A 21,682-nucleotide genomic window follows, 5' to 3' on the forward strand; every position below is an offset into this window, starting at 1 on the left:
GTTATTTACAAATGTCTATCTAGAGCCCATTAGATGCTGGCGCATGCTGCGGGCGTTGAGCGCATAAAATCCGAGAGCCAGCAGGATCAGCAGGCAGGCCACGGCGCAGACGCCATTCCACCTGGCTATGCTCCAACCAAAGGTACCCAGGATAGATCCGATGGAGCCACCTACGAAGTAGATGAACATGTAGACGGTATTCAAACGGTTGCGGGCCGCGGGCTGCAGGCTATAGACACGTGCCTGGCTGGAGATCTGGTTCGATTGCGTACCCAGGTCGAGCAAGATAGTGCCGACAATCAGTCCGAATAACCACTGGCCGGTCAGCCACATCAGCACGAAGGCAACCAGGATAATGACCAGGCCCATCCCATTGGCCAGCCTTGGATCGCGGCGATCGGCGAACTTGCCAACAAACGAGGCCGCCAGCGCGCCCGCCACGCCCACCAGGCCAAACAGTCCAGCGACCTCACTACCAAAGTGATAGGGAGGGGTCTCCAGGAAGAATGAGAGCGAAACCCAGAAGACACTAAAGGCGGCAAAGGCCAGAGCACCGAACAGCATCGTCTCGCGCAGGACCGGCTCGTCCCGCACCAGATCCCATAGTGATCGCAGCAACTGCGGATAGCTCATGGTACCCTTCTTCGCCCGATCAGTAGGTAGCAGGAGACGCATAGCAACGGCAAGCAGGATCATCATGGCGGCCGCGATCCAATACATGGACCGCCATCCCAGGTAGTTCGCGACGATACCGCTCACGGTACGCGCCAGCAGGATACCGATCAGCAGGCCGCTCATAACGGTCCCAACCACCTGTCCACGCGCCTTCGGCGGCGCCAGGTGGGCTGAATAGGGAATAATCAATTGCGGCACAACCGTCGTCACCCCCACCAGAAAACTGGCCACCCCGACCATCGTAATCGATGAAGCGCTGGCCATCCCGATCAACGCCAGGGTAACCGCGCACAACATACCCACAATCAATGTTCGCTGATTATATTTGTCTCCCAGCGGAATAATAAATAGCAGACCACAGGCATAACCGATCTGACTTAAGGTAGCGATAAATCCCATTTCATTGGCCGAAACGGCAAACTCATGACCCATGTTTGCCAGTAGCGGCTGTATATAATACAAATTCGCGACCGAGATAGCGCATGCAATAGACATAATCAATACTAATCGTCTATCCACCGTGGCAGTTTCGCCCTGCCGCACCTCAGCCACTTCAGGAGTTTGTTCCTCAAGCAGCTCTTTATCCAAGCAATAATTCCTTCCTCACTAAGCAACATCCATCAATTTGTCTATAACAAAGAAGAGCCACCATTTTATTGCATGCGCATGCAATAAAATGGTGATGTAGAGCGTGCTTTGTGTGCCTGCGGCCCCTGACGATACGCGCCTACGGCGCTCATCTGAATAAGTAAAAGGGGTGATGCCAGATGGAGTGCGGAGCACTCCATCTGGCATCACCCCTTTTACTTATTTAGATCTTTCTTCAGTCTTCGAGATTCAGCCAGCGAACTTCCTCGGGGGTCAGCTCAACTGTCAGGGCGGGCAGCGAGGTGCGCGTCTCCGACAGCTGGCGTGGTCCGATCAGAGGGAAGGTCGGGAATGGCTGATTCAGGACGTAGGCCAGAGCGATATTAATGGGGAGCACCCCGCGCTCTTTCGCCATCTGCTGCACACGCTCCAGGCGTTTGAAGTTGTCTTCACTATACCAGCAACGTACCAGCTCTGCATCAGAATGATCATCAGGATGGGCACGACCGGTAAAGAAGCCGCGAGCCTGGCTCGACCAGGGCATAATGGGCATCTGCGTCTTCTCTAACCATGCACGCGACCTGGGATCAGAGGCCGCGATACAGCCAGCCCAGACCGGATCAACCATGCGCGCCAGACTGAAGTTATTACTCATAGCCGAAAAACCACTCATGCCATGGGCGGCCGCCCAGTCGTTGGCCTCCTGCAGACGTTCAATCGACCAGTTAGAGGCGCCAAAGACGCGCATGCGTCCGGCGTTCTTATGCTCGTTGAGAACGGTGATGAACTCGCCCACAGGAATATCCGTGTTGTCACGATGCATCATGTAGATATCTACATAATCGGTCTGCAAGCGATCCAGGCTCTGCAAGAACTGCGAAGAGAGGGCCTGGGGATTACAGTGGGGTGTATGCGCACCTTTATCCAGGATCACTACCTGCTCACGCAGGCCACGATTTTTGATCCATTGACCCAGAATCTTTTCGCACATGCCACCGCCATAGATATAGGCGCTGTCGAAACAGTTGCCGCCCTGCTCGATAAAGTCATCGAACATGATCGATGAGTGTGGCCAGTTGACCTGGTTATCGACACCCATCACCAGTCTTGAGATAGGCTTCTCGACACCTTCGATGCGGCCATATTTCATAATGTTCTGCGGGCGTGCCTTCAGAGGCCGTTTGTGCACCGGGAGATGCTGATCGGGCCCCTGCGGCTGCTCGGCTGGATAGGTCAGGCCGATCGCGGCGCGCCATTGATCCAGGGTACGCATATTGCCCAGCGTATCTTCCCAGCTCATGGTTGGAGACTGGCGTTCCGCCAGGTGTTCAGCCACCGCATCGGCTTCCAGCCCATAGAGGTCCTCGGTCTCAAAGCTGTGCTCGGTTACCTCGCCATCATTGCGTTTTACAATAATCTTGGTGGTATGGCCGGCACGAGGATTCCAGGGAGGCGGAATGGTGAGGAATCCCTCTGATCCATAAACGCGGATCTCGTTCTCGGCATTGACACGCACCCCCGTTAATAGCTGGGCAACGATCCCACTGGGAAAGGCCAGCGAAGCCACCGTATACTCATCGACATGGCTCTCTTCACCGATATGGCCGGTAGCGGTAACCTTCGTTGGATCAGCGAACGGTTTGCCGATGGCTGCACCAGCTATCAGGCGGGCCACTGAGGTACAGTAACCACCAACATCGAGAATACCACCACCGCCTAATGTATCCTTCAGCAAGCGACTGTTCAGATTATAACCAGCATTAAAGGCAAAGCTGGCCTGAATGACACGCACATCACCAATCGCTTTATCCCGAATCAGCTCGGCCAGTTTCGCGATCTGTGGGTGACAACGATACATATACGCTTCCATCAGGAACACGTCATTGCGCTGCGCCGCTTCCACGATCGCCATGGCTTCAGACTGATTAAGGGCGATCGGCTTCTCACATAAAATATGCTTGCCAGCTTCAGCGGCCTTGATCGCCCACTCGGCGTGCATGGGGTGAGGAGTAGAAATATAAACGGCCTGCACATCTTTATCAGCGAGCAGATCGTTATAGCTACTATACCGTCGCGGTACATCCCACTTGTCGCCAAAGCGATCGGCTGCCTCCTGGGTACGGCTCCCAACTGCCAGGAGCTTCCCTGTTTTCGAGCTTGCCACACCTTTTGCAAAGATACCTGCAATGTTTCCAGCCCCAAGGATACCCCAGGTTAGCGTTTGACTCATGATAATCCTCCAAACCACTGTGAAACCTGATAATCAATGTGTCAATTTCGTCATACCTGTAGCGAAACAATATGATCAGCACATGCATATGTTACAACCTGCGCCAATGCCAGTTACACCCTAGTATGATCCAGTCAAATAGGCAAAAATGCAGGAGCAACATTGATCTATGCATTTTACGTTCTTTACCCATTCCAAACGAAGCGTTCGGTTTTTGACCTATTTTGGAGGTTATACCACGAAGCCAGCCCATGCGTCAAATTATCAGTGGCAAAAAAAGCGCTTTATTTCTGGCGTGGTGAACGGGGAGGGAAGTTTTGGGGCTTACTCTTATGCTGCGCCGGGCGTTTTGATCCTCCACTTTTGGGACCACGTGCCTTCTGGGATCCTTTATGTGGGGCAGTCTCTTTTCCAAACACGGCCTGGGCCTCCTCACTGTGGCCATGGCCTATCAACCATTCCTTCGCCTGGGGGCGTAACTCTTTCAAAGTCTGGCTGCCCGCGATCATCATCCACATCGCGAACTCAGGATCGGACGGGGCCTCCTCACTCCAATGGCCCTCTGAAATTAAGAAGTCTCTGACTTTATTCACATCTAACGTACGCAACTCGGCATCTAGCCGCTGCCGGAAATTCTGGTAATTGGTCATTTTTTGAGCTACTCGCTTTCGCATAGGATATACGATGGTGTGTCCTGCACCAGACAATGTGTGCAGGCTACCATCGCACTGAACCTGGATGGTCTTCTCTCTAGTTTAGCATAGTAAGATCATCGTCAGGCCGTTTAAAGAGGAGCTGGCGCATAAATGGAACTTCGCGCCGCAGCACCGCGATCTCTTCAGCCAGGCGCTGGTGGGTCGAGGTGAGCTCCAGATAGTGCTGCTTCTTGCTATCCTCAATCTCCAGAAAGTAGGCAATGAAGTGCGATAGATCTTCGGCCACTTCAGGCAGATTGGCGTGCAGATCATTCTCCTCAGGCGCGTCAAGCAACATACTGAGATAGGTCTCAAACAAGCCACGCGCCTGCTGGATCATGGGGGTCAACGTCTCTTCTGGCTCAGGATCATCTTCATATATCTCGACCAGGCCCGAGAGGTAGGACTTTTCGCGGCTCTGACTGAGGATGCGAAAGCGCTGGATACCTACTGCCATTAGATCATAGCAGCCATCCTCCAGCGGTCGCAGATTATGGATTTCGGCCAGGGTCCCAATTTCGTAAGGCTCTTCCTGCATAAACTTGCTACCAGCTTTTACCAGTACCACACCAAAGGGTTTATTTTCTTGCTGGCAGTCCACTACCATCTCTCGATACCGCGGCTCGAAGATATGCAATGGAAGGACCGTACCAGGAAAAAGTACAACATTCAATGGGAATAACGGCAATTCAGTTGCGGTTGCAGACATATCAGGAATCCTCCAGGGTGAAGAAACCGACACCTCTTGATTTATAATATGCACAGATCGTCTCTCAGCTAAAATCAGCCTCATCTTGTGCGAGATAACTTATCGTACCTTGAGACGCCACTGGTATATATTATGGGGCAAATTATGCATGCAAATAAACTCTCATCTGAAAGAACGACAAATCCCATCTATCGTTATCGGAATAATTAATATACTGTACATTATATTCTGGGTTTTTGACAAGAGTATTTCCGGTATGTTGTGTATACACCCACTTCAGAAGCCTGGTTAGATAGGATATTATTCTATAGTATTAGACAAGATATGATTATACAATTATCCATATACCCACAAACACTCCGAAGAGCCTTGTCTTGCACGCGACCCTTCGGAGTGCGATTGTATTATTTGGCGCCTATTGAACAAGTTCCCTGACCATACGCTGCACACGGGCACCATCGGCGCGCCCTTTGGTCTCTTTAGCGGCCTGGGGCATAACCTTGCGAAACTCTTTACCATTTGTCTCGATCAGGCGTGTAATGATCGTCCGCAATTCATCGTCGCTTAGTTGCGAGGACTGCAGGTACGATTGTAAAATCTCCATCTCGCGCTGCTCTTTGTCAGCCAGGTCGGTGCGCCCACCCTGCCTGTAGAGGGGAATGGCCTGGTTGCGCTTCTTCACTTCTTGCTCGAGAACCTTCAAGCAGTCGGCTTCGGTCAGGAGCTGACCATATTCCGCGTTTTTGCGATCAGTACGCGCTACCTCGAGGTTATGGATCGCGCCCAGAGCCATACGTAATGTATCCAGGCGCACCTGATCGCGACTGCGCTGCGCCTCGCGAATGTCTGCCTTCAACTGCTGCTCAATAGGAAAATCCTGCCGTGCTTCTGCCATCTTTCATACTCCTACATTGCTACTATACTATGTGTATGCGCCCCTTAGTATACTACGAAGAAGCGAAAAAAGCACCCGCGCATGATATTCCTGAATACAATAGGACCGAGCCGGGCATCTGCCCGGCTCGGTCCTATTGTATTCAGGAATACTAGTTATACGGCGTGGCTGCGACGGGCTGAAATGTAACTGCCCATGCTCATAACGATGCCAAAGACCACCATGAGTAGTCCCCACCACAGATTGATGTTGATGTTCGCGCTCTGGGCGTAATTGACATTGCCAAGCAGACCATAGATGACAAGGACCAGACCGATGACGCCAATGGTGGCGCCGATCGTCAGGGCAATCGACATACGGTGTCCCTGCGCCTGCTCATTATCACCCCCATCAGGGGTCTGTACCTGTTCATGCTCTATCGCGTTTTCGTGTTGACTCATAATACTATCACCTTCTTGCTTCCTAGAAGAATATGATATTCAGGATAACGAAGATGGCCAGGGCTGCTCCAGCCAACACCATCGGTCGCTTATACCAGACCGTCTCAACCACCGTCGCCTTTGGCGTCATGCTATAGACCAGTCCTCTTAGCTCCTCGTCCGGCTTAGGCTCGGTAAAGAACGAGACAATGATGGTGACGACGAAACAGACCCCCCAGGCGATCAGCGCGCGCCACATGCTGGATCCCTCCGAGCTACCCAGCGAGAAGAGATGCATATACTGCTCGCCGATCCAGAGCGCAATCGAAACCACCGTACCAATCAGCAAGCCAACAAAGCCACCCCATGGCGTCGTGCGCTTCCAGAACATACCCAGCAGGAACGTCGCCAGCAGAGGAGCATTGAAAATGGAGAAGAGCGCCTGCACGTAGTCCATAATACTGGTGAAGCTGGACGCGATATAGGCGGTACCAACGCTCAACAGAATACCCACAACGGTCACAATGCGTCCCATCCACAGATAATGGTTGTCGGGGGCATCGCGCTTGAAGTACGCACGGTAGATGTCGTAGGTCCAGACGGTATTAAAGGCGGTCACATTACCAGCCATACCAGACATAAACGAGGCCAGCAGCGCGGTCAGGCCAAGACCAAGCACCCCATTGGGGAGGTAATGAGCCATAGCGATCGGGATAGCCATGTTATACGAGTTCTGGAACGTGCCACCTTTACCCAGATTAGGCATCACCGAGAGGATGATCAGGCCAGGGATGATGGCTAGAAATGGGAAAAACAGCTTCGGGAACGCGGCGATCAACGGCGTACGCTCGGCCGCCGCCTTATCCTCAGCCGCCAGCGCGCGTTGAACCACCAGGAAGTCGGTACACCAGTAGCCAAAGCTCAAGACAAAACCCAGCCCCAGCACAATGCCGATAAAGTTGACCCCAAACGGATTGTTATTGGTAGCGGTGTTGGCCCACAGGTGGAAGAACTGTGGATTGTTTACCTTGGCCTGCAAGCCAGACCAACCACCAGCACTGATCAAACCAATAATCGTCACCGGTAAAAGTCCAGCGACAATCAAGAAGAACTGGAGCGTCTCATTGTAGATCGAGGACGTCAGTCCACCCAGAATAATATAGACCATGATGAATAAAGCGGCCAGCCAGATACAGGCATTCAGCGACCAGCCCAGCAAGAGGTTAAACACCAGTGCGGCCGCAAACATGTTGATACCGCTCGTCAGCAAGGTCAAAATGGCAAATGAGATCGCGTTGAAGCCGCGAGTAGCCTCGTTATAACGCAGCTTCAAGAAGCCAGGCACCGAGTGCGCCTTACTGCCATAGTAGAATGGCATCATAAAAATAGCTACAAATAACATCGCCGGAATTGCGCCGATCCAGTAAAAGTGCGCCTGCAAGAAGCCATACTGGGCAGCGTTAGCACCCATACCCAGGATCTCCAGCGCACCCAGGTTAGCACCTACAAACGCTAAACCCGTTACCCAGCTAGGCAGTGAACGACCTGAAAGAAAGAAATCTTCCGATGATTTCATTCGCCTTCTCAGCGCAAAGCCAATGCCAAGCGTCACGACAAAGTAGATAGCAATAATGAGGTAGTCTACCCAGTTCGCGTTAGCAATGACATTGGCCGACACCGCTGTCAAAGTAAGCATAGCAGCTCTCCCTTATTCACGAATCCATAGATATAGATTATTTCTCTAAATTGCAGATAAATCTATAATAAAGAAATAATCTTTACCTATATTGATGGGGTAAAAAATTCGACAAAAAGAAGCCAGAGCTTATCTTATAACTCTACCTTCACAGGAATACTACAGTAATCACGAGGTAGGTCTATAAATCGCTTCAGTCGGAAACGGCATAACAAAGGGGATTATATGGTTCAGGGGGCTCTATACCTATGTTCACAGGCTTCTCACAGCCAATTTACGACACTCTCTCGAAAGGCACGCCATCGCAACGTTACATCACAGGTAAAGTAATGAAATAAATGGGCCCTATCATCGTGTTAATATCTGAAGAATAACAATGCATATATATCATTCAAGTCCAGCTACCAGGTGCGAGGGAAAGGAGTGAGGAGGATGAACAGGCCACAGTTTCGCGGCGAGGTACGAGCGCCAGATTTCCCCACCAATCTGGATTGGATCAATAGCGATCATCCATTACGGATGGCAGAGCTACGTGGTCAGCTAGTGATCCTGCACTTCTGGACCTTTTGTTGCATTAATTGTATGCATGCTCTGGCCCAGCTGCGCGCCATAGCCGCCGCTTTTCCCGATACAGTGACCGTAATCAGCGTGCATTCTCCCAAATTCCCGCGTGAACAATTCACAAATAGTGTACGCGACGCGGTTCTACGCTATGGCATAGAGCATCCCGTGGTCAATGACCGAGGTATGTATCTCTGGCAGCAATACGCCATCCGCGCCTGGCCAAGCCTGGTCTTTATCGATCCCGAGGGGCGCGTCATTCAACGGCGTGAAGGTGAGATTGATCCTGCTCAAGCGATCACCTTCATCAGGCCGATGATAGAAGAGTTTGAGGCACGTGGCCTGCTCACACACCGACCACTGCGCTTCGCACAGGAGGTCGCGACCGAGTCGCTGCTCGCTTTTCCGGGCAAGGTGGCTGTCGATAGCGCCAGTGATCGCCTGCTGATCAGCGATACAGGCCATCATCGAATCATTGAAAGCAGTCTGGATGGACACGTCCGCCTGATCATCGGCACCGGCGAGATAGGTAGAGCGGATGGCAGATTCGACCAGGCACAATTCAATCGCCCACAAGGCATTCACCTGGTGGGAGATCAGCTCTATGTGGCCGACACCGATAATCATCTGATCCGCCGCGTTGATCTGGCTATAGGACAGGTAACGACCATCGCGGGCACAGGCAAGCAATACGGCCTGAGCCGCACGCCAGCCAGCGGTCCCGCCCACACCATTGCCCTCAACTCGCCCTGGGATCTCCAATGGAGACACGATCCGCTGGCCGATCGCGACGACCTGTTTATCGCCATGGCGGGCAATCACCAGGTCGCGGTACTCCACCTCGATAATGGCGTGATCGAACCATTCGCCGGTCGAGGACCTGAGGGGATCGGAGACGGACCATATCAGGAGGCGTTTTTCGCCCAGCCCAACGGCCTGGCCCTCTCTCAAGAGACGTTGTATGTCGCTGATAGCGAGACGAGCGCGGTGCGCGCCATCGATTTAGGCGCAGCACGGGAGGTGCGAACGCTGGTGGGGCAGGGACTGTTCGACTTCGGTGATCAGGATGGAACAGGTGATGAAGTACGTCTGCAACATGTACAGGCGCTCTGCGCCTGGCGCCAGCAGATCTACCTGGCGGACACATACAATAATCGCATTAAGATCCTCCATCCCGAGACCCGGCGGGTAATCACACTGGCTGGCACTGGCATAGGAGGGCTGAAAAATGGTACATTCTTAGAGGCACAGTTTAATGAGCCTGCTGGCATCACCGCCGCTGCTGGAAAACTCTACGTAGCCGACACCAATAACTCGGCTATCCGCGTTCTGGACCTGGGCACACAGACCGTGTCCACGTTACACATCCACGTGTAGTCCGGGCCACATTCTCCAGCGTCCGGTCATGATTAAGAACCAGCCACATTCCTTTGCCGGAGAAGAGAGATGCATAAAATGCTTTCATCTCTCTCAAGCTATGAGATACAATGGAATATATGATCGTTTACTCATCCCAGTGAAGTGTTTGCAAGGAGCTTCCCATGACAACCGTATTTGAAAATGCTACTACCCACGCGCAAAAATCATTTGTGAATGAACCCTTCACTGATTTTTCACAAGAATCCAATCGACGTGCTCAGGAGGCCGCTCTTGAGCAGGTGAAGAATGAATTAGGGCGCACCTATCCCTTAATTATCGGTGGCAAGGAAATATACAGCGAACAGACCTTTAATTCGGTCAATCCAGGTCAGCCAGATCAGGTTGTCGGCACCTTTGTGGCTGCGACCCGCGAGCAGGCTGAGGAGGCTATTCAGGCTGCCACCGCCTCCTTCGAGAGTTGGAAACGTGTCCCCGCCGTCGAGCGCGCCGGTTATTTATTTGCGGCCGCCGACCTGATGCGCCAGCGCCGCTTTCTCATCAATGCCTGGATGGTCTACGAGGTCGGGAAAAGCTGGGTCGAGGCCGACGTTGAGGCGGCTGAAGCCATCGATTTTCTCGAGTTCTACGGTCGCGAAGTGCTCAGGCTAGCTGATAAGCAACCGATCACACCGTTTCCTGGCGAAGAGAATGAGCTGGTCTACATTCCATTGGGCGTAGGCGCCGTCATTCCTCCCTGGAACTTTCCCTGCGCCATTATGGCCGGCATGACCAGCGCGGGTTTCGTATCGGGCAATACCATCGTCCTGAAGCCAGCCAGCACAGCGCCAGCCATCGCTTACCAGTTCATGCAGATTCTAAAAGAGGTAGGGCTGCCCGCCGGAGTCGTCAACTTCCTGACCGGCTCAGGTTCTACCATTGGCGATGCCCTGGTCGACAGTCCAAAAATCCGCTTCATCTCCTTCACCGGTTCGCGCGAGGTTGGCACGCGTATCTACGAGCGAGCCTCAAAGGTACATCCGGGACAGCTCTGGCTCAAGCGCTCCGTGCTCGAAATGGGCGGTAAAGATGCCATTCTCGTCGACGAAAGCGCCGACATTGAGGATGCCGCGACCAACATTGTCTCCTCCGCCTTTGGCTTCCAGGGACAGAAGTGTTCAGCAGGCTCGCGCGCCATTATCGTCGAGGCCGTTTATGACGACATATTACAGAGAGTGGTCGAAAAAGCGAAAAAGCTAACGATGGGGGATGTCACCCAACAGGGTACATACATGGGCGCCGTTGTTGACGCCAACGCGAAGAAGAAGATCCTTGAATATATCGAGATCGGGAAAAACGAAGGCAAGCTCGTCCTGGGTGGTGGTGAACAGGGGCCAGGCTACTTTGTTGAGCCGACCGTCTTCGCCGATGTAGATCCCCAGGCGCGCATCGCCCGGGAAGAGATCTTTGGCCCGGTGCTGGCTGTGATGAAGGCGAAAGACTTTGATCACGCGCTCGCCATCGCCAACAATACCGAGTATGGCCTGACCGGATCTCTCTATTCGACCAATCGTGAGCACATCGCTCGCGCCAAAGAAGAGTACCATGTCGGCAACCTTTACTTTAATCGCAAATGCACGGGTGCGCTGGTAGGTGTCCATCCATTTGGCGGCTTTAACATGTCGGGGACCGACTCTAAAGCCGGCGGACGCGACTACCTGCTTCTCTTTACACAGGCCAAAGCCATTTCGGAGAAGAAATAAAACGAAGGAGCAGCTCTTGGCAACCGTTAGTAAATACAGTCCAGGTCTCTGGCATATCTCCCTGCCTTTTCAAGGAGAGTCCGAGGTCATTGGGACATATGTCCTGGCCGGGGAGGATGAGGTCGCCCTCATCGATCCCGGTCCAGAAACAACGATTGAAGCTCTGCTGGCCTCTTTGAAGGAGGCAGATTTTAATCCACAGGCGATTACCCATATCCTCGTGACCCACATTCATCTGGACCATTCGGGGGGCGTGGGCACATTGCTGCACCACATGCCTGATGCCAAAGTCCTTGTATATAGTAAGGCGGCACCACACCTGCAAGATCCGGCCAAACTGATTACCAGCGCCAGCCGGGTCTATAAGGAGCGTATGCAGGAGCTCTGGGGAAAGGTTGAAGCGGTGCCGGCGGAGAATATACAGACCATCGATGGTGGAGATGTATTGAATATCGCTGGTCGCCGGCTGGAGGTGCACTATACACCCGGACACGCCAGCCACCATGTCGTTTTCTATGATGTACATGCTGGAGAACTGTTCGCCGGGGATGCCGCAGGTGTACACCTGCCCGGCATCGATTATGTGCGCCCACCAACACCACCCCCTGATGTAGATATCGAAGCCTGGTCAGCAACTATCGATCTGCTCAAAAAGCTGCGACCGGATGTGCTCTACCTGGCGCATTTCGGGCCGGTACGCGACACGATCCCTCACCTGGAAAGGTTGCGTGCGCAACTCTTCGCCTGGGGTGATATCGTTCTGGAAGCCATGCAGGCCGGAAAGAATGAGGATGAGATCATTCAGGTCCTCATGGATAAAACGATGCCCGAGCTCAAACGCAAAGGGGCTAATGATGAGGTTATGAAGCGCTACGACCTGGCCACTAATTATCCCATGACTGCTCAGGGGTATATCCGCTACTGGCGGAAAAAACATCCTGAAAGATTCTAAATGGAGGGCGCAAATGCGCCCTCCAACTTTTTTTATAGGTGTGTAGCAGCAAGGGCACGCTGCGTACCCTTGCTGCACTATAACGAAATCCTGCTAGCTGGAGAAAACGCAGGTAGTGCCGCAGGTTTCGCACCAGCCGGAAAGCTTGCCATCCTCTACCGCGTGGACATCTGCCAGGCGGCGCGCGCAACGGCATACATGGCCGTGGGGGCGAGCGGGATTGCCAAAGACAAGTGTATGCGGCGGCACATCCCTGGTGACTACAGAGCCTGCTCCGATCAATGCAAACTCCCCAATCGTGACGCCACAGACGATCACTGAGCCAGCGCCCAAAGAGGCTCCATATTTGACCAGCGTCGGCGTTACTTCCCAATCATCAGCGCTCTTCAATTGTCCATCGGGCGTGATCGCCCGTGGAAACATATCGTTGGTGAAGCACACGTGTGGACCAATAAAGACACCATCCTCGACGGTGACTCCCTCGAAGAGGGAGACGTGATTCTGTATTTTGACGCGCGATCCAATAGAGACATGGGACTCGACATAGACGCCCTTGCCAATATTGCATTGTTCGCCGATGCGAGCCTGAGAGCGTACGTGTGCCTGGCGCCAGATACGCGTGCCAGCGCCAACCCGGGCTCCCTCCTCTACTTCAGCCTGTGGATGAACATAAAATGATGTAGCTTGCATTATCTTCCTTTGACGCGACGAGCATTGGTAAAGTTGTTACGGATAAAAGGCATCCAGCGCAGGCGGGAAATAAACCCCCACAACCCTGCTGCCTCGGCTGCTATCACCAGCCAGTGCTGATCAATATCGGCTTCGATACGACATAGACGATATGGATCGCTCTCGGGCGTGTTGATACCATAGGTCGTGGTCACGGCCCAGTCATAGCCAGCATCCCTGACCGCCTGTACAACGGCATCGCCAATGTGCTGGGCCTGCCCGATAGGATAAGCGAAGCTGCGTACAGGGTGCCCGAGCTTCTCCTCCAGCACCCGACGGCACTCGGTGACTTCGTAGCGCGCCTCAGCCGGATCAGCGATATACGAAAGGATGGGATGATGCATGGTATGGGCTCCAAGCGTGATCCAGCCACTCTCGTCCATCTCCCGGACCTGCTCCCAGGTAACCGGAAGCCGGTCTTCATCACGGTCCTGCTTATCTGGCATGGGCGATACATCCAGTACAGCCCTGGCTTCAGCCAGAAAGGTCTCGCGCTCAGCGACCGAGGTGGCGAAACGCGCATGGTCATCGATAAATTGAGCCAGGGCGGGCCGCTCCTGCTGCAAATTAAAGTGCTTCTTATCCAGGGTAACCTCGCTGGTGCGCGCCCGGCGCGCCATGCTCTGACCTTCGAACCACCAGAAGCGCTGATGGCTTTCGATATAATCGGGAACAAGATAAATAGTGAGAGGAATACAGTAATCGCGCGCCACGCTCATCGCATAGGTATAATTATCGGTATAGCCGTCATCCAGGCTAATGACGAGTGGTGTGCGCCGATCATTTTGATATTGGGGATCTTTCTTTCCAGTATAGAGCTCTTCCAGCGCGGCTTCCAATGGCATGATACGATAATGGCGGCGTAGATACAGCAGGTGCTGTAGAAAGTTACCGCCCTTTGACGTATGATACGTGAGTATCGCCACCCGCCGTCCCGCGCGCTGATGGAAACGGCGCGCCATGGCTACCAGGCCGCTATAATAGAAGAAGCCCGCCAGCATAATTAAAATTCGTCGACCCATCCTGACTCCCTTTGCACGACTCCCATCAACCACACATGAGCTATCTCCGCACTGTACAGGTGAGATAGCTCATGCCAGTATCTGGATAGAGGAGGTTTAGCGCGAGCGCACAACCTGTTTAGCGATAGCGCCAGAAGCACGGCGGGCCGCGGCATCAGCGCCCACCACAAAGCGATAGAAGGGACCGAAGCTACGCGCGGACGAGAAGCCGACAAAGTAGAGACCCGGTACGCTGGTCTCAAAGTGGCTGTTCAGCACTGGTGAGCCGCGATGGGTCTGCAACGCATCCTTGATGTTCTCATCCAGCATCGGCAGCCCCTTCACGTCCGGACGATAACCGGTACCAAGGATCACATGGTCGTAGAGCTCTTCTTTGCCATTGGCCAGGGTCAGCTTTACTTTGCCATCCACTTCCTCGATCTTTGTGATTGAGGTATTCTCGCGCAGATCAACCTGTCCAATGATGCGCGGCTTCAGCCAGTGCGATCCGGCTGGCCCATGCGTATTGTCAACGATGTTATCGCGACGAGCGCGGGAAGCACCGTGCAGGGAGTAAGGATACTTCTCCTGAAACAGGTTGGACCAGCCATAGCCCATGCCTGCCTTTGGCGCACGCAGGTGACGGGCCCACATGGGATATATCGAGTTATGCAAATTCAGCCAGCGCACGGTACGACGCACGAATACCGAGACCTTCGCACCCAGCTCATTCAAGAGAGCGGCCGTCTCCAGAGAACCCTGTCCACCACCAATGACCGCGACCCGCTGGCCTTTGAATTGCTCAAGCGTCGCGTGCTCGGACTGGTGCGAAACCAGGTGTTTAGGCATGTGAGCGTACTCTTCAGGAGAATAGATGTAGTAATGAAGCCCAGGAGCCATGGCCACCGCTTTACTCGTCACCACGCGCCCATCCTCCAGCGTGACGCGATAGTGGTCATCAACATGCTCGATATTGCTGATGTAGGTCTCATCAACATTGGGTACCGCATGCTTCTGGAACCAGTTGACATAATCAAGGAACGTTTCACGTGGCATCGGATCAGCAGGGGTTTTGCCCTGCGCCTCATAGTAGCGGGCAATGGCATATTTCCCCTGGGGATCTGACAGGCTGGAAGCCCACCAGAAGGAACGCAGCAGCATGCCATCGGGCATATGATTGCGCCAGAAATAGTTTACTTTGCCAAAGGTCGCTACTTTGAGTCCATGGCCTAATAAGTGGGCGGAAAGAGAGAGACCATAAGGGCCGGCGCCCATCACTACGACATCATATTGGGTAGAAGGTGTAGATGCTTGATTCTTTTTAGGGTTTAAAGAGACACTCACGATAAGTTCCTCCCAGGTAAGCTATTTGCTCAATTTACGTACAGAACGAGAAGAGAAATCTTTGGCCGCGCTCCAAACAGGTTTTAGATCCTTCAAATCAACATAATCATAACCAGCAGGCATAAAAAAACTAGAACAGAATTGAAAAAGAGTCTGGGCCGGTGATGGTACACCTGGTCGTCCACGCTGGGCCAGGGCCTCGGCCGTCGTCACGATATCGCCTTCCAGAAAACGCATCCAGCCACCGGTTTGATAACCCTCAATCGGCTTGATCGCTTCTCCGGCAGCCCATTGGTAGAGCAGGTAGGGGAAATCGATGCCTGAACGTACCGCTACTTCGACGGAGGCCGATAACCGGGGGTTAATCTCCATCAGGTAGGGCTTTCCGGCTTCGTCACGGCGGAACTCTACTTCAGAGTAGCCCTCCAGTTCGATCTCGCGCACCAGTCGCTCGGACTGCTGGCCGATATCTTCAGGAATAGCGATGCTCTGTCGCAAGACCGAGGTTCCTCCCAGTGGTGGCTGGGTACGCTTCGCCCACTGCGCGAAACGCGCATAGACGGTGCCCTGCCCATACAGCAGGCTGACCGCTTCCCGGCGGCCAGTCAGGAACTGCTGGAACAGTGTACTGCCACCACCCTGAGTGAGCTTTTCAACCGCCTGATACGCCTCATCTTGCGTGGTCACCAGCTCACAGATCAGGCGCACCCCTTGTTGCTCTCCCCATAGCCAGGTTTCGATCGGCTTGACCACGGCCGGCAAGCCAATCTCACGTATAGCCTCCTTGACCTCGCTGGTGGAAGAGACCGTGACGCCCCTGGGAATACCCAGGCCCAGCTTTCCAGCGATCGATAGGGTCAGATCCTTATTGATAGCCGCCTCCAGGGCAGGCTCTTTAGCCAGGGCGACACGTGTATATTTTTCGATCTCATCCCGATGTTCGCGAATAACCGCCAGTGTGCCATCCGAAGAGGTCAACAATACACGAGCGCCCGTATAGGCCAGCACCTGCTGTAGATAGGCCAGATAGGAATCCGACTGTTGCTCATAAGACGGTGCTACGTAGGCGTGTTCACACCAGCGAGACGCGAATGCAGGGATAGAGCGCGCCTTCCGGGAAGACGGCGACATCGTCTCCAGGGCGGCGACATGCATCCCCCGTTTTCCCAATGAACGCACCGCTACCAGCGATTGACGCAAATTCGCATCCAATATCAATGCGTCATACGCTGGCGAACGCGCCACGCGGTCCAGTGCATCCTGTGGCTGAAGCATAGACGCCGCCCCACCTTCCACACCATTATTTTTTAAAGAGTCTGGCATACTTTTTCCTAATTCGAGATACGATGCCCAGCAGTCCAACAAGTTCTGCCGCCATCACCATCCAGTTCACTTCGGTATCACCGGGCATACGGCCCAGCAAATAGGGATTTGACTCGCTGGTATTGAGCGTTTCCAGCGTCGTCACCGCCCAGGTAAAGCCAGCTGTCTTCACAGCCTCAATGCCTCGCTCACCGATGTGCTGCATCTTTCCAACCGGATAGGCAAACACCCGCACCGGATGGCCCAGCTTCTCTTCAAGCATCTGGCGAGAAGCCTGAACTTCGTACAAGACTTCCGCCGGATCTGATAGATAGGCCAGGATCGGATGATTGACCGTATGGGCGCCGAAAGAGACCAGTCCACTGTCTTCCATCTCGCGAATCTGTTCCCAGGTCATAGGCAGATCCATATCACTGGTAGTGATTTCGCGACATGGCAGCGCAACCTGCAAAGCCAGTTGTACCTCCGAAAGGAATTGTTCCCGCTCGGCGATTGACCTCGTGTGCCGCGCACGCCCATCGATGAGATCAATGAATTCCTGACGTTCGTGCGGCACCGTCAGGCGATAGGTGAGACCATCAAACGTCACCTGCTCACTTTTGAGTAGATCGACCAGCTTGCTGGCCGCTAACCACCAGAAATAGCGGCCGCTGTCGATATAGCCTGGGATCAAAAAAATCGTTATCGGCACCTGGTAGAGCCGGGCCAGCCGGAACCCTTCGACGTAGTTATCGATATAACCATCATCAAAGGTCAGAACGAGCTGGCGACGGTGATCGCGTTTGCCGGCCACATTCTTTCTGGTTCCGCTGGCACTTCCGGTAAAAAGCTCTTCCAGAGCCTCCTCTAAATGAACGATGTGATAGTGGCGCTGCAGGTAACGCATGTGAGCCTGCAGGTCATGGTCCGCATTATGGTAGTTCAGAATAATCACTCGTCGATCAAGCCGCTCATTGATCCGCAAAGCCAGGTACGTAATACCCAGATAGTAAAACATTGCTGCAATCACTACGCGCATGCGTTCGTACATAGTAATCCCCCCTCATCCCCTCGATGCTTCCGACAGCAAATGTGTTTCACGCTGCGCACCTATTTATGTTGGGCTACGTAGCGGGCAGCGCCGGCAGCCGCTCGTTTTCCAGCAGCTTTCGCCCCCACAACGAAACGATACAATGGACCAAAGGCGCGTACAGAGCTAAGGCCGATAAAGAATAATCCCGGTACGCTGCTTTCAAACCAGTGGCTCAGAACAGGAATCTGCTGATCTTCCTTGATCTGTGATAGCAAGGATGGATCGATCATCGAAAGATTCTTCATTTTAACTTCATAGCCAGTGCTCAACAGCAGATGATCAATCTGCAGTTGCTGCCCATCCGAAAGCAATACATCCAGTTTTCCGTCACGCTCTTTGAGCTCTTTGATGGTGGTATGCTCATGGACTTTAACCTTGCCTTCGCCCAGTACCCGTTCACGTAACCAGTGGGAAGCCGCGGCCTGGTAGTTCGAGTTAATAAAGCGGTCTTTGCGATCCTGGGCGAAACGATAGAACAGGTATGGCATATATTCCAACACCCAGTTCTCCCAACCCGGAGCGATACCGGCCGAGGGTGCCTGGATCTTTTCCCACAGTGTACGCTCATCGTGGCGATCGCGCGGCAACCAGTTAATCGCCCTGCGCACCACCAGGTGAACATCGGCAGCCTTACCTTCCTCAAGCAGCAGCGCCGAATACTCTACCGCGCTCTGTCCGCCACCCACCACCATGAGATGTTTGCCTTTGAAGCCATTAAAATCACCATTGTCGAAGGCGTGCGAAACCAGGTCTTTTGAAAAATTCCTGAACTCCTGTGGCCAGCGACCGAAGTAATATACGCCAATCGCCATTACTACCGACGTCGCCTGCACCACACGTCCATCTGCCAGCGTAACGATAAAGCGCTCATTTTGCCGCGTGACCGAAGTGACATAGGTCTCATCGACATTGGGTACCGCATTCTTCTGAAACCAGAGCGCGTAATCCAGGAAGAGTTGTATTGGAACCGGGTAAGGATTTTTTATATTCCTCATCTTTAAGTAACGCGCGAAGGTATACTTTTTTTGTGGATCAGAAAGGCTGGTCGCCCACCAATGAGAGCGCAGATACATACCTGGAGGCATATGCCTGGCCCACAATTCCATTGGCTTACCAAAGACCGCGACATTTAACCCTTTAGCGAGCAAATGAGCTGCCGTCGTAAGTCCATAAGGGCCGGCCCCGACAACAATCACATCGTATTGCGCGACCGGCGTCAACTGTTGAGATTCTTTTAAGTCTGATACAACACTCATGAAGAACTCCTTTTGATGCGTGACAACCTTTTGGCAATAGCCCCTCCTACCCACTCGAACGTAAACTCCGTTGATGCTTTTATAGCAGGGGTCAAATCATTCCAATCGATATAGTCATAATGCATAGGTTGAAAGAAAGAAAAAGTAAAATCGCGTACCGCCTGGATCGGCGGCGTTATTCCGGGACGCCCCCGTTTCTGCAGAGCCTCGATCGTCGTCATAATATCGCCCTTGAGATAACGCATCCAGTTCCCAACGCGATAAGAACGAACGGTATCGATCTTGTCACCATTTGCCCATTGGTAGAGCAGATAGGGAAAGTCAACGCCAGAGCGGACGGCAATTTCAACTGAAGCAGATAAACGAGGATTGATCTCCATAAGGTAAGGAACACCCGCCTGGTCGCGCCGGAATTCGACTTCCGCATAGCCCTCAAGGTCAATTTCACGGATCAACCGTTCAGACTGGGCGCCGATATCCGATGGGACGGCGATACTCTGGCGCAGGACCGATGTTCCACCCAGTTGAGGCTCAGTACGCCTGGCCCACTGGGCAAAACTGGCATGCACCTCGCGGTTGGCATACATAATGCTGATGGCCTCGCGCCGACCGGTTAAGAACTGTTGGAACAGAATAGTACCACCCAGGTGCGTCAATTCTTCCACGGCACGCCGCGCTTCATCTTCCGTAGCGACCAGACGAGAAGCAAAGCGGACTCCACCTCCCTGCTGCTCATCCCACAACCAGGACTCAACCGGCTTGAGAACGGCTGGCAGGCCAATCTCTTTGAGGGCCGCCGGTACTTCATCCAGCGCGCTGATCGTCACGCCACGCGGAATAGCGAGCCCCAGTTGGCTGGCGGCATCCAGGGTCGCTTCCTTATTGATAGCAATCCCCAACGCGGGATCGCGTGCCAGCGCGATTTTAACATGCTTTTCCAGGCGCTCTCGATGCTGACGCAAGAGGGCCACCGTGCTATCAGAAGACGCGATGACGACGCGAGCACCACTATGCGCCAGCCATTGTTCCAGGAAGGCAAGATAGCCATCGGTGCCAGCTGCGTTGGGGCAGACGATGCCTTGCCGACACCAGCGCGAAGCAAAGGCCGGCACACGGTTCTCCGCCTCCAACGCCGCCACCTTCAATCCCTGTTTTCCCAATGAGCGAATCGACACCAAAGACTGGCGTAAGGCCGCGTCCAGCACGACAGCGTCGTACATTTTTGGATGGCTTTCAACACCAGGGTCAGCTTGCTCATTGAGAACAGATCGCATAGCGCCAGTGTTATCTACTTCAGATGAATGACCTAACACGCAACACCTCAAACTGAAAACAGCTATATATAATGTATTTATATATTTCCCTTACTTTTGGTAAAAGGTTTCCATAGAGGAGCAAAAATACTCCAGATACCCGAGGTTTCAGCAGCGATTAAGAGCCAGTGGCGTCGCACCTCTACCAGAACACGCTCCAGACGATACGGATCACTCTGTGGTGTCGCTACCCCTTTTGTGGTTGTTACAGCCCAACTATATCCCGCCTCGCGCACTGCCTTGAGGGCCTCCGGTCCAATGTGTTCGGTACGGCCAATAGGATAGGCAAAAGTTCGCACCGATCTGCCCAACCGCTCCTGCAACACCTGGCGGCAGGTGGCGATCTCGTAGCGCACGTCAGATGGATCTGATAAGCGGGACAGCACAGGATGGTTCATGGTGTGAGCCCCAAAGGAAACAAAACCACTTTCCTGCATTTTCAGTGCTTCTCCCCACGACAGAGGAATATTAACATCTTTTACCTTTCCATCACAAGTATCTGGTACTAATGCTAAATCTTGTTTCACCCGCGTTAAAAATTGTTCCCGTTCTGCTACCGAACGAGCGCCACGCAGGCGCGCGTCAATGGCCTGTGACAAAGCCTGCCGTGACGCGGGTTGCTGTAAATGATAGATCTGCCCATCAAGGGTGAACTCGGTGAGGCTGCTCCGCTTAACCAGGCGTTCACCTTCACCCCACCAGAAGTATTCCCCACTATCGATATAGCCAGGAATCAGAAAAATGGTAATGGGCACATGTAACTCAACGGCCGCTTTAAAAGCGTGGGTATAGTTATCGTGATAGCCATCATCAAACGTGATCACAAGGGGAGTGGGTTGCCGGCCCGACTTTTTGGCAGGCGGCTGTGGGGCATAGAGCTCCTCCAGAGCCTCCTCCAGGTGCAAAATCCGATAGTGGCGTTTTAAATAGAGCATATGTCGCCGGATATCGCCCAGGCTGGCACGATGGTAATTTAAGATTAACAAGCGCGGCCCCCGCTGGCGCATGCGCCAGCGGCTAAACCGTACCAGGCCACTATAGTAAAAGAAAGCTGCGACTATCAGGCGTACTGCTTTACGCATAAAAGTTTTTTCCCCTCACAGTC

The 21,682-nt window shown here is 53.3% G+C and carries 18 protein-coding genes; 3 read left to right on the forward strand and 15 right to left on the reverse strand.

The features are described 5' to 3' along the window. Window positions 1-15: 15 nt before the first annotated feature. From AABA21_RS18545 to AABA21_RS18575, 7 genes are all read right to left on the reverse strand, one after another. Window positions 16-1,263 carry an MFS transporter gene (locus AABA21_RS18545; RefSeq protein WP_338252777.1) on the reverse strand — a complete coding sequence of 416 codons (1,248 nt, stop codon included), beginning with the start codon at window positions 1,261-1,263 and terminating at the stop codon, window positions 16-18. A 235-nt stretch (window positions 1,264-1,498) separates the two neighbouring features. Continuing rightward, window positions 1,499-3,493 (reverse strand): aldo/keto reductase, encoded by a 1,995-nt coding sequence (locus AABA21_RS18550; protein ID WP_338252779.1) that lies wholly within the window; start codon window positions 3,491-3,493, stop codon window positions 1,499-1,501. A 284-nt stretch (window positions 3,494-3,777) separates the two neighbouring features. Beyond that, window positions 3,778-4,143 (reverse strand): hypothetical protein, encoded by a 366-nt coding sequence (locus AABA21_RS18555; RefSeq protein WP_338252781.1) that lies wholly within the window; start codon window positions 4,141-4,143, stop codon window positions 3,778-3,780. A gap of 100 nt (window positions 4,144-4,243) precedes the next feature. Beyond that, window positions 4,244-4,897, reverse strand: a complete 654-nt coding sequence (locus AABA21_RS18560) for an LON peptidase substrate-binding domain-containing protein (protein ID WP_338252783.1) — start codon at window positions 4,895-4,897, stop codon at window positions 4,244-4,246. Between the two features lie 415 nt (window positions 4,898-5,312). Next, window positions 5,313-5,792 (reverse strand): GatB/YqeY domain-containing protein, encoded by a 480-nt coding sequence (locus AABA21_RS18565; protein ID WP_338252784.1) that lies wholly within the window; start codon window positions 5,790-5,792, stop codon window positions 5,313-5,315. Between the two features lie 155 nt (window positions 5,793-5,947). Next, window positions 5,948-6,232, reverse strand: coding sequence for a hypothetical protein (locus AABA21_RS18570; RefSeq protein ID WP_338252786.1), 285 nt, complete (start codon window positions 6,230-6,232; stop codon window positions 5,948-5,950). A gap of 22 nt (window positions 6,233-6,254) precedes the next feature. Continuing rightward, window positions 6,255-7,907: a sodium:solute symporter family protein gene (locus AABA21_RS18575; protein ID WP_338252788.1), complete on the reverse strand. Its 1,653-nt coding sequence runs from the start codon at window positions 7,905-7,907 to the stop codon at window positions 6,255-6,257. A gap of 432 nt (window positions 7,908-8,339) precedes the next feature. On the opposite strand from AABA21_RS18575, the gene AABA21_RS18580 reads away from it, so the two are divergent. The 3 genes from AABA21_RS18580 (at window position 8,340) to AABA21_RS18590 (ending at window position 12,539) form a co-directional block, all read left to right on the forward strand. Next, entirely contained in the window at window positions 8,340-9,845 is a 1,506-nt protein-coding gene (locus tag AABA21_RS18580) for a thioredoxin-like domain-containing protein (RefSeq protein WP_338252790.1), read from the forward strand. Window positions 9,846-10,009: 164 nt separating this feature from the next. Further along, entirely contained in the window at window positions 10,010-11,587 is a 1,578-nt protein-coding gene (pruA, locus tag AABA21_RS18585; RefSeq protein WP_338252792.1) for an L-glutamate gamma-semialdehyde dehydrogenase, read from the forward strand. Window positions 11,588-11,603: 16 nt separating this feature from the next. Next, entirely contained in the window at window positions 11,604-12,539 is a 936-nt protein-coding gene (locus AABA21_RS18590; protein WP_338252794.1) for an MBL fold metallo-hydrolase, read from the forward strand. A gap of 93 nt (window positions 12,540-12,632) precedes the next feature. On the opposite strand, the gene AABA21_RS18595 is transcribed toward AABA21_RS18590, so the two are convergent. The 8 genes from AABA21_RS18595 to AABA21_RS18630 all read right to left on the reverse strand — a co-directional run bounded on the left by AABA21_RS18595 (window position 12,633) and on the right by AABA21_RS18630 (window position 21,659). Next, window positions 12,633-13,229 (reverse strand): acyltransferase, encoded by a 597-nt coding sequence (locus AABA21_RS18595; RefSeq protein ID WP_338252796.1) that lies wholly within the window; start codon window positions 13,227-13,229, stop codon window positions 12,633-12,635. Beyond that, the gene (locus AABA21_RS18600; protein WP_338252798.1) at window positions 13,229-14,290 is read right to left on the reverse strand and encodes a polysaccharide deacetylase family protein; all 1,062 of its coding nucleotides are present in this window, start codon (window positions 14,288-14,290) and stop codon (window positions 13,229-13,231) included. The genes AABA21_RS18595 and AABA21_RS18600 overlap by 1 nt, the downstream gene beginning before the upstream one ends. Window positions 14,291-14,386: 96 nt before the next feature. After that, window positions 14,387-15,613 carry an NAD(P)-binding domain-containing protein gene (locus AABA21_RS18605; protein WP_338252800.1) on the reverse strand — a complete coding sequence of 409 codons (1,227 nt, stop codon included), beginning with the start codon at window positions 15,611-15,613 and terminating at the stop codon, window positions 14,387-14,389. A 21-nt stretch (window positions 15,614-15,634) separates the two neighbouring features. Further along, window positions 15,635-16,888 carry a carboxylate--amine ligase gene (locus AABA21_RS18610; RefSeq protein WP_338252802.1) on the reverse strand — a complete coding sequence of 418 codons (1,254 nt, stop codon included), beginning with the start codon at window positions 16,886-16,888 and terminating at the stop codon, window positions 15,635-15,637. 25 nt (window positions 16,889-16,913) lie between these two features. Further along, window positions 16,914-17,966 carry a polysaccharide deacetylase family protein gene (locus AABA21_RS18615; protein ID WP_338252804.1) on the reverse strand — a complete coding sequence of 351 codons (1,053 nt, stop codon included), beginning with the start codon at window positions 17,964-17,966 and terminating at the stop codon, window positions 16,914-16,916. Window positions 17,967-18,025: 59 nt separating this feature from the next. Beyond that, a complete protein-coding gene (locus AABA21_RS18620; protein ID WP_338252806.1) occupies window positions 18,026-19,264 on the reverse strand; it encodes an NAD(P)-binding domain-containing protein in 1,239 nt (412 codons plus the stop codon). Beyond that, a complete protein-coding gene (locus AABA21_RS18625; RefSeq protein WP_338252809.1) occupies window positions 19,261-20,538 on the reverse strand; it encodes a carboxylate--amine ligase in 1,278 nt (425 codons plus the stop codon). Before AABA21_RS18625 ends, AABA21_RS18620 begins: the two co-directional genes overlap by 4 nt. A gap of 77 nt (window positions 20,539-20,615) precedes the next feature. Continuing rightward, on the reverse strand, window positions 20,616-21,659 hold the full coding sequence (locus AABA21_RS18630) for a polysaccharide deacetylase family protein (RefSeq protein WP_338252811.1): 1,044 nt from the start codon (window positions 21,657-21,659) through the stop codon (window positions 20,616-20,618). Window positions 21,660-21,682 lie beyond the last annotated feature (23 nt).

This window comes from Dictyobacter halimunensis, from assembly GCF_036245075.1.

What these genes read in the sequence shown, in the direction of transcription:
- AABA21_RS18600 (WP_338252798.1), bottom strand. Translation starts at nt 14,290, where the DNA reads ATGGGTCGACGAATTTTAATTATGCTGGCGGGCTTCTTCTATTATAGC.
- AABA21_RS18580 (WP_338252790.1), top strand. Translation starts at nt 8,340, where the DNA reads ATGAACAGGCCACAGTTTCGCGGCGAGGTACGAGCGCCAGATTTCCCC.
- AABA21_RS18625 (WP_338252809.1), bottom strand. Translation starts at nt 20,538, where the DNA reads ATGCGATCTGTTCTCAATGAGCAAGCTGACCCTGGTGTTGAAAGCCAT.
- AABA21_RS18550 (WP_338252779.1), bottom strand. Translation starts at nt 3,493, where the DNA reads ATGAGTCAAACGCTAACCTGGGGTATCCTTGGGGCTGGAAACATTGCA.
- AABA21_RS18595 (WP_338252796.1), bottom strand. Translation starts at nt 13,229, where the DNA reads ATGCAAGCTACATCATTTTATGTTCATCCACAGGCTGAAGTAGAGGAG.
- AABA21_RS18575 (WP_338252788.1), bottom strand. Translation starts at nt 7,907, where the DNA reads ATGCTTACTTTGACAGCGGTGTCGGCCAATGTCATTGCTAACGCGAAC.
- AABA21_RS18555 (WP_338252781.1), bottom strand. Translation starts at nt 4,143, where the DNA reads ATGACCAATTACCAGAATTTCCGGCAGCGGCTAGATGCCGAGTTGCGT.
- AABA21_RS18615 (WP_338252804.1), bottom strand. Translation starts at nt 17,966, where the DNA reads ATGTACGAACGCATGCGCGTAGTGATTGCAGCAATGTTTTACTATCTG.
- AABA21_RS18620 (WP_338252806.1), bottom strand. Translation starts at nt 19,264, where the DNA reads ATGAGTGTTGTATCAGACTTAAAAGAATCTCAACAGTTGACGCCGGTC.
- pruA (WP_338252792.1), top strand. Translation starts at nt 10,010, where the DNA reads ATGACAACCGTATTTGAAAATGCTACTACCCACGCGCAAAAATCATTT.
- AABA21_RS18565 (WP_338252784.1), bottom strand. Translation starts at nt 5,792, where the DNA reads ATGGCAGAAGCACGGCAGGATTTTCCTATTGAGCAGCAGTTGAAGGCA.
- AABA21_RS18610 (WP_338252802.1), bottom strand. Translation starts at nt 16,888, where the DNA reads ATGCTTCAGCCACAGGATGCACTGGACCGCGTGGCGCGTTCGCCAGCG.
- AABA21_RS18630 (WP_338252811.1), bottom strand. Translation starts at nt 21,659, where the DNA reads ATGCGTAAAGCAGTACGCCTGATAGTCGCAGCTTTCTTTTACTATAGT.
- AABA21_RS18560 (WP_338252783.1), bottom strand. Translation starts at nt 4,897, where the DNA reads ATGTCTGCAACCGCAACTGAATTGCCGTTATTCCCATTGAATGTTGTA.
- AABA21_RS18570 (WP_338252786.1), bottom strand. Translation starts at nt 6,232, where the DNA reads ATGAGTCAACACGAAAACGCGATAGAGCATGAACAGGTACAGACCCCT.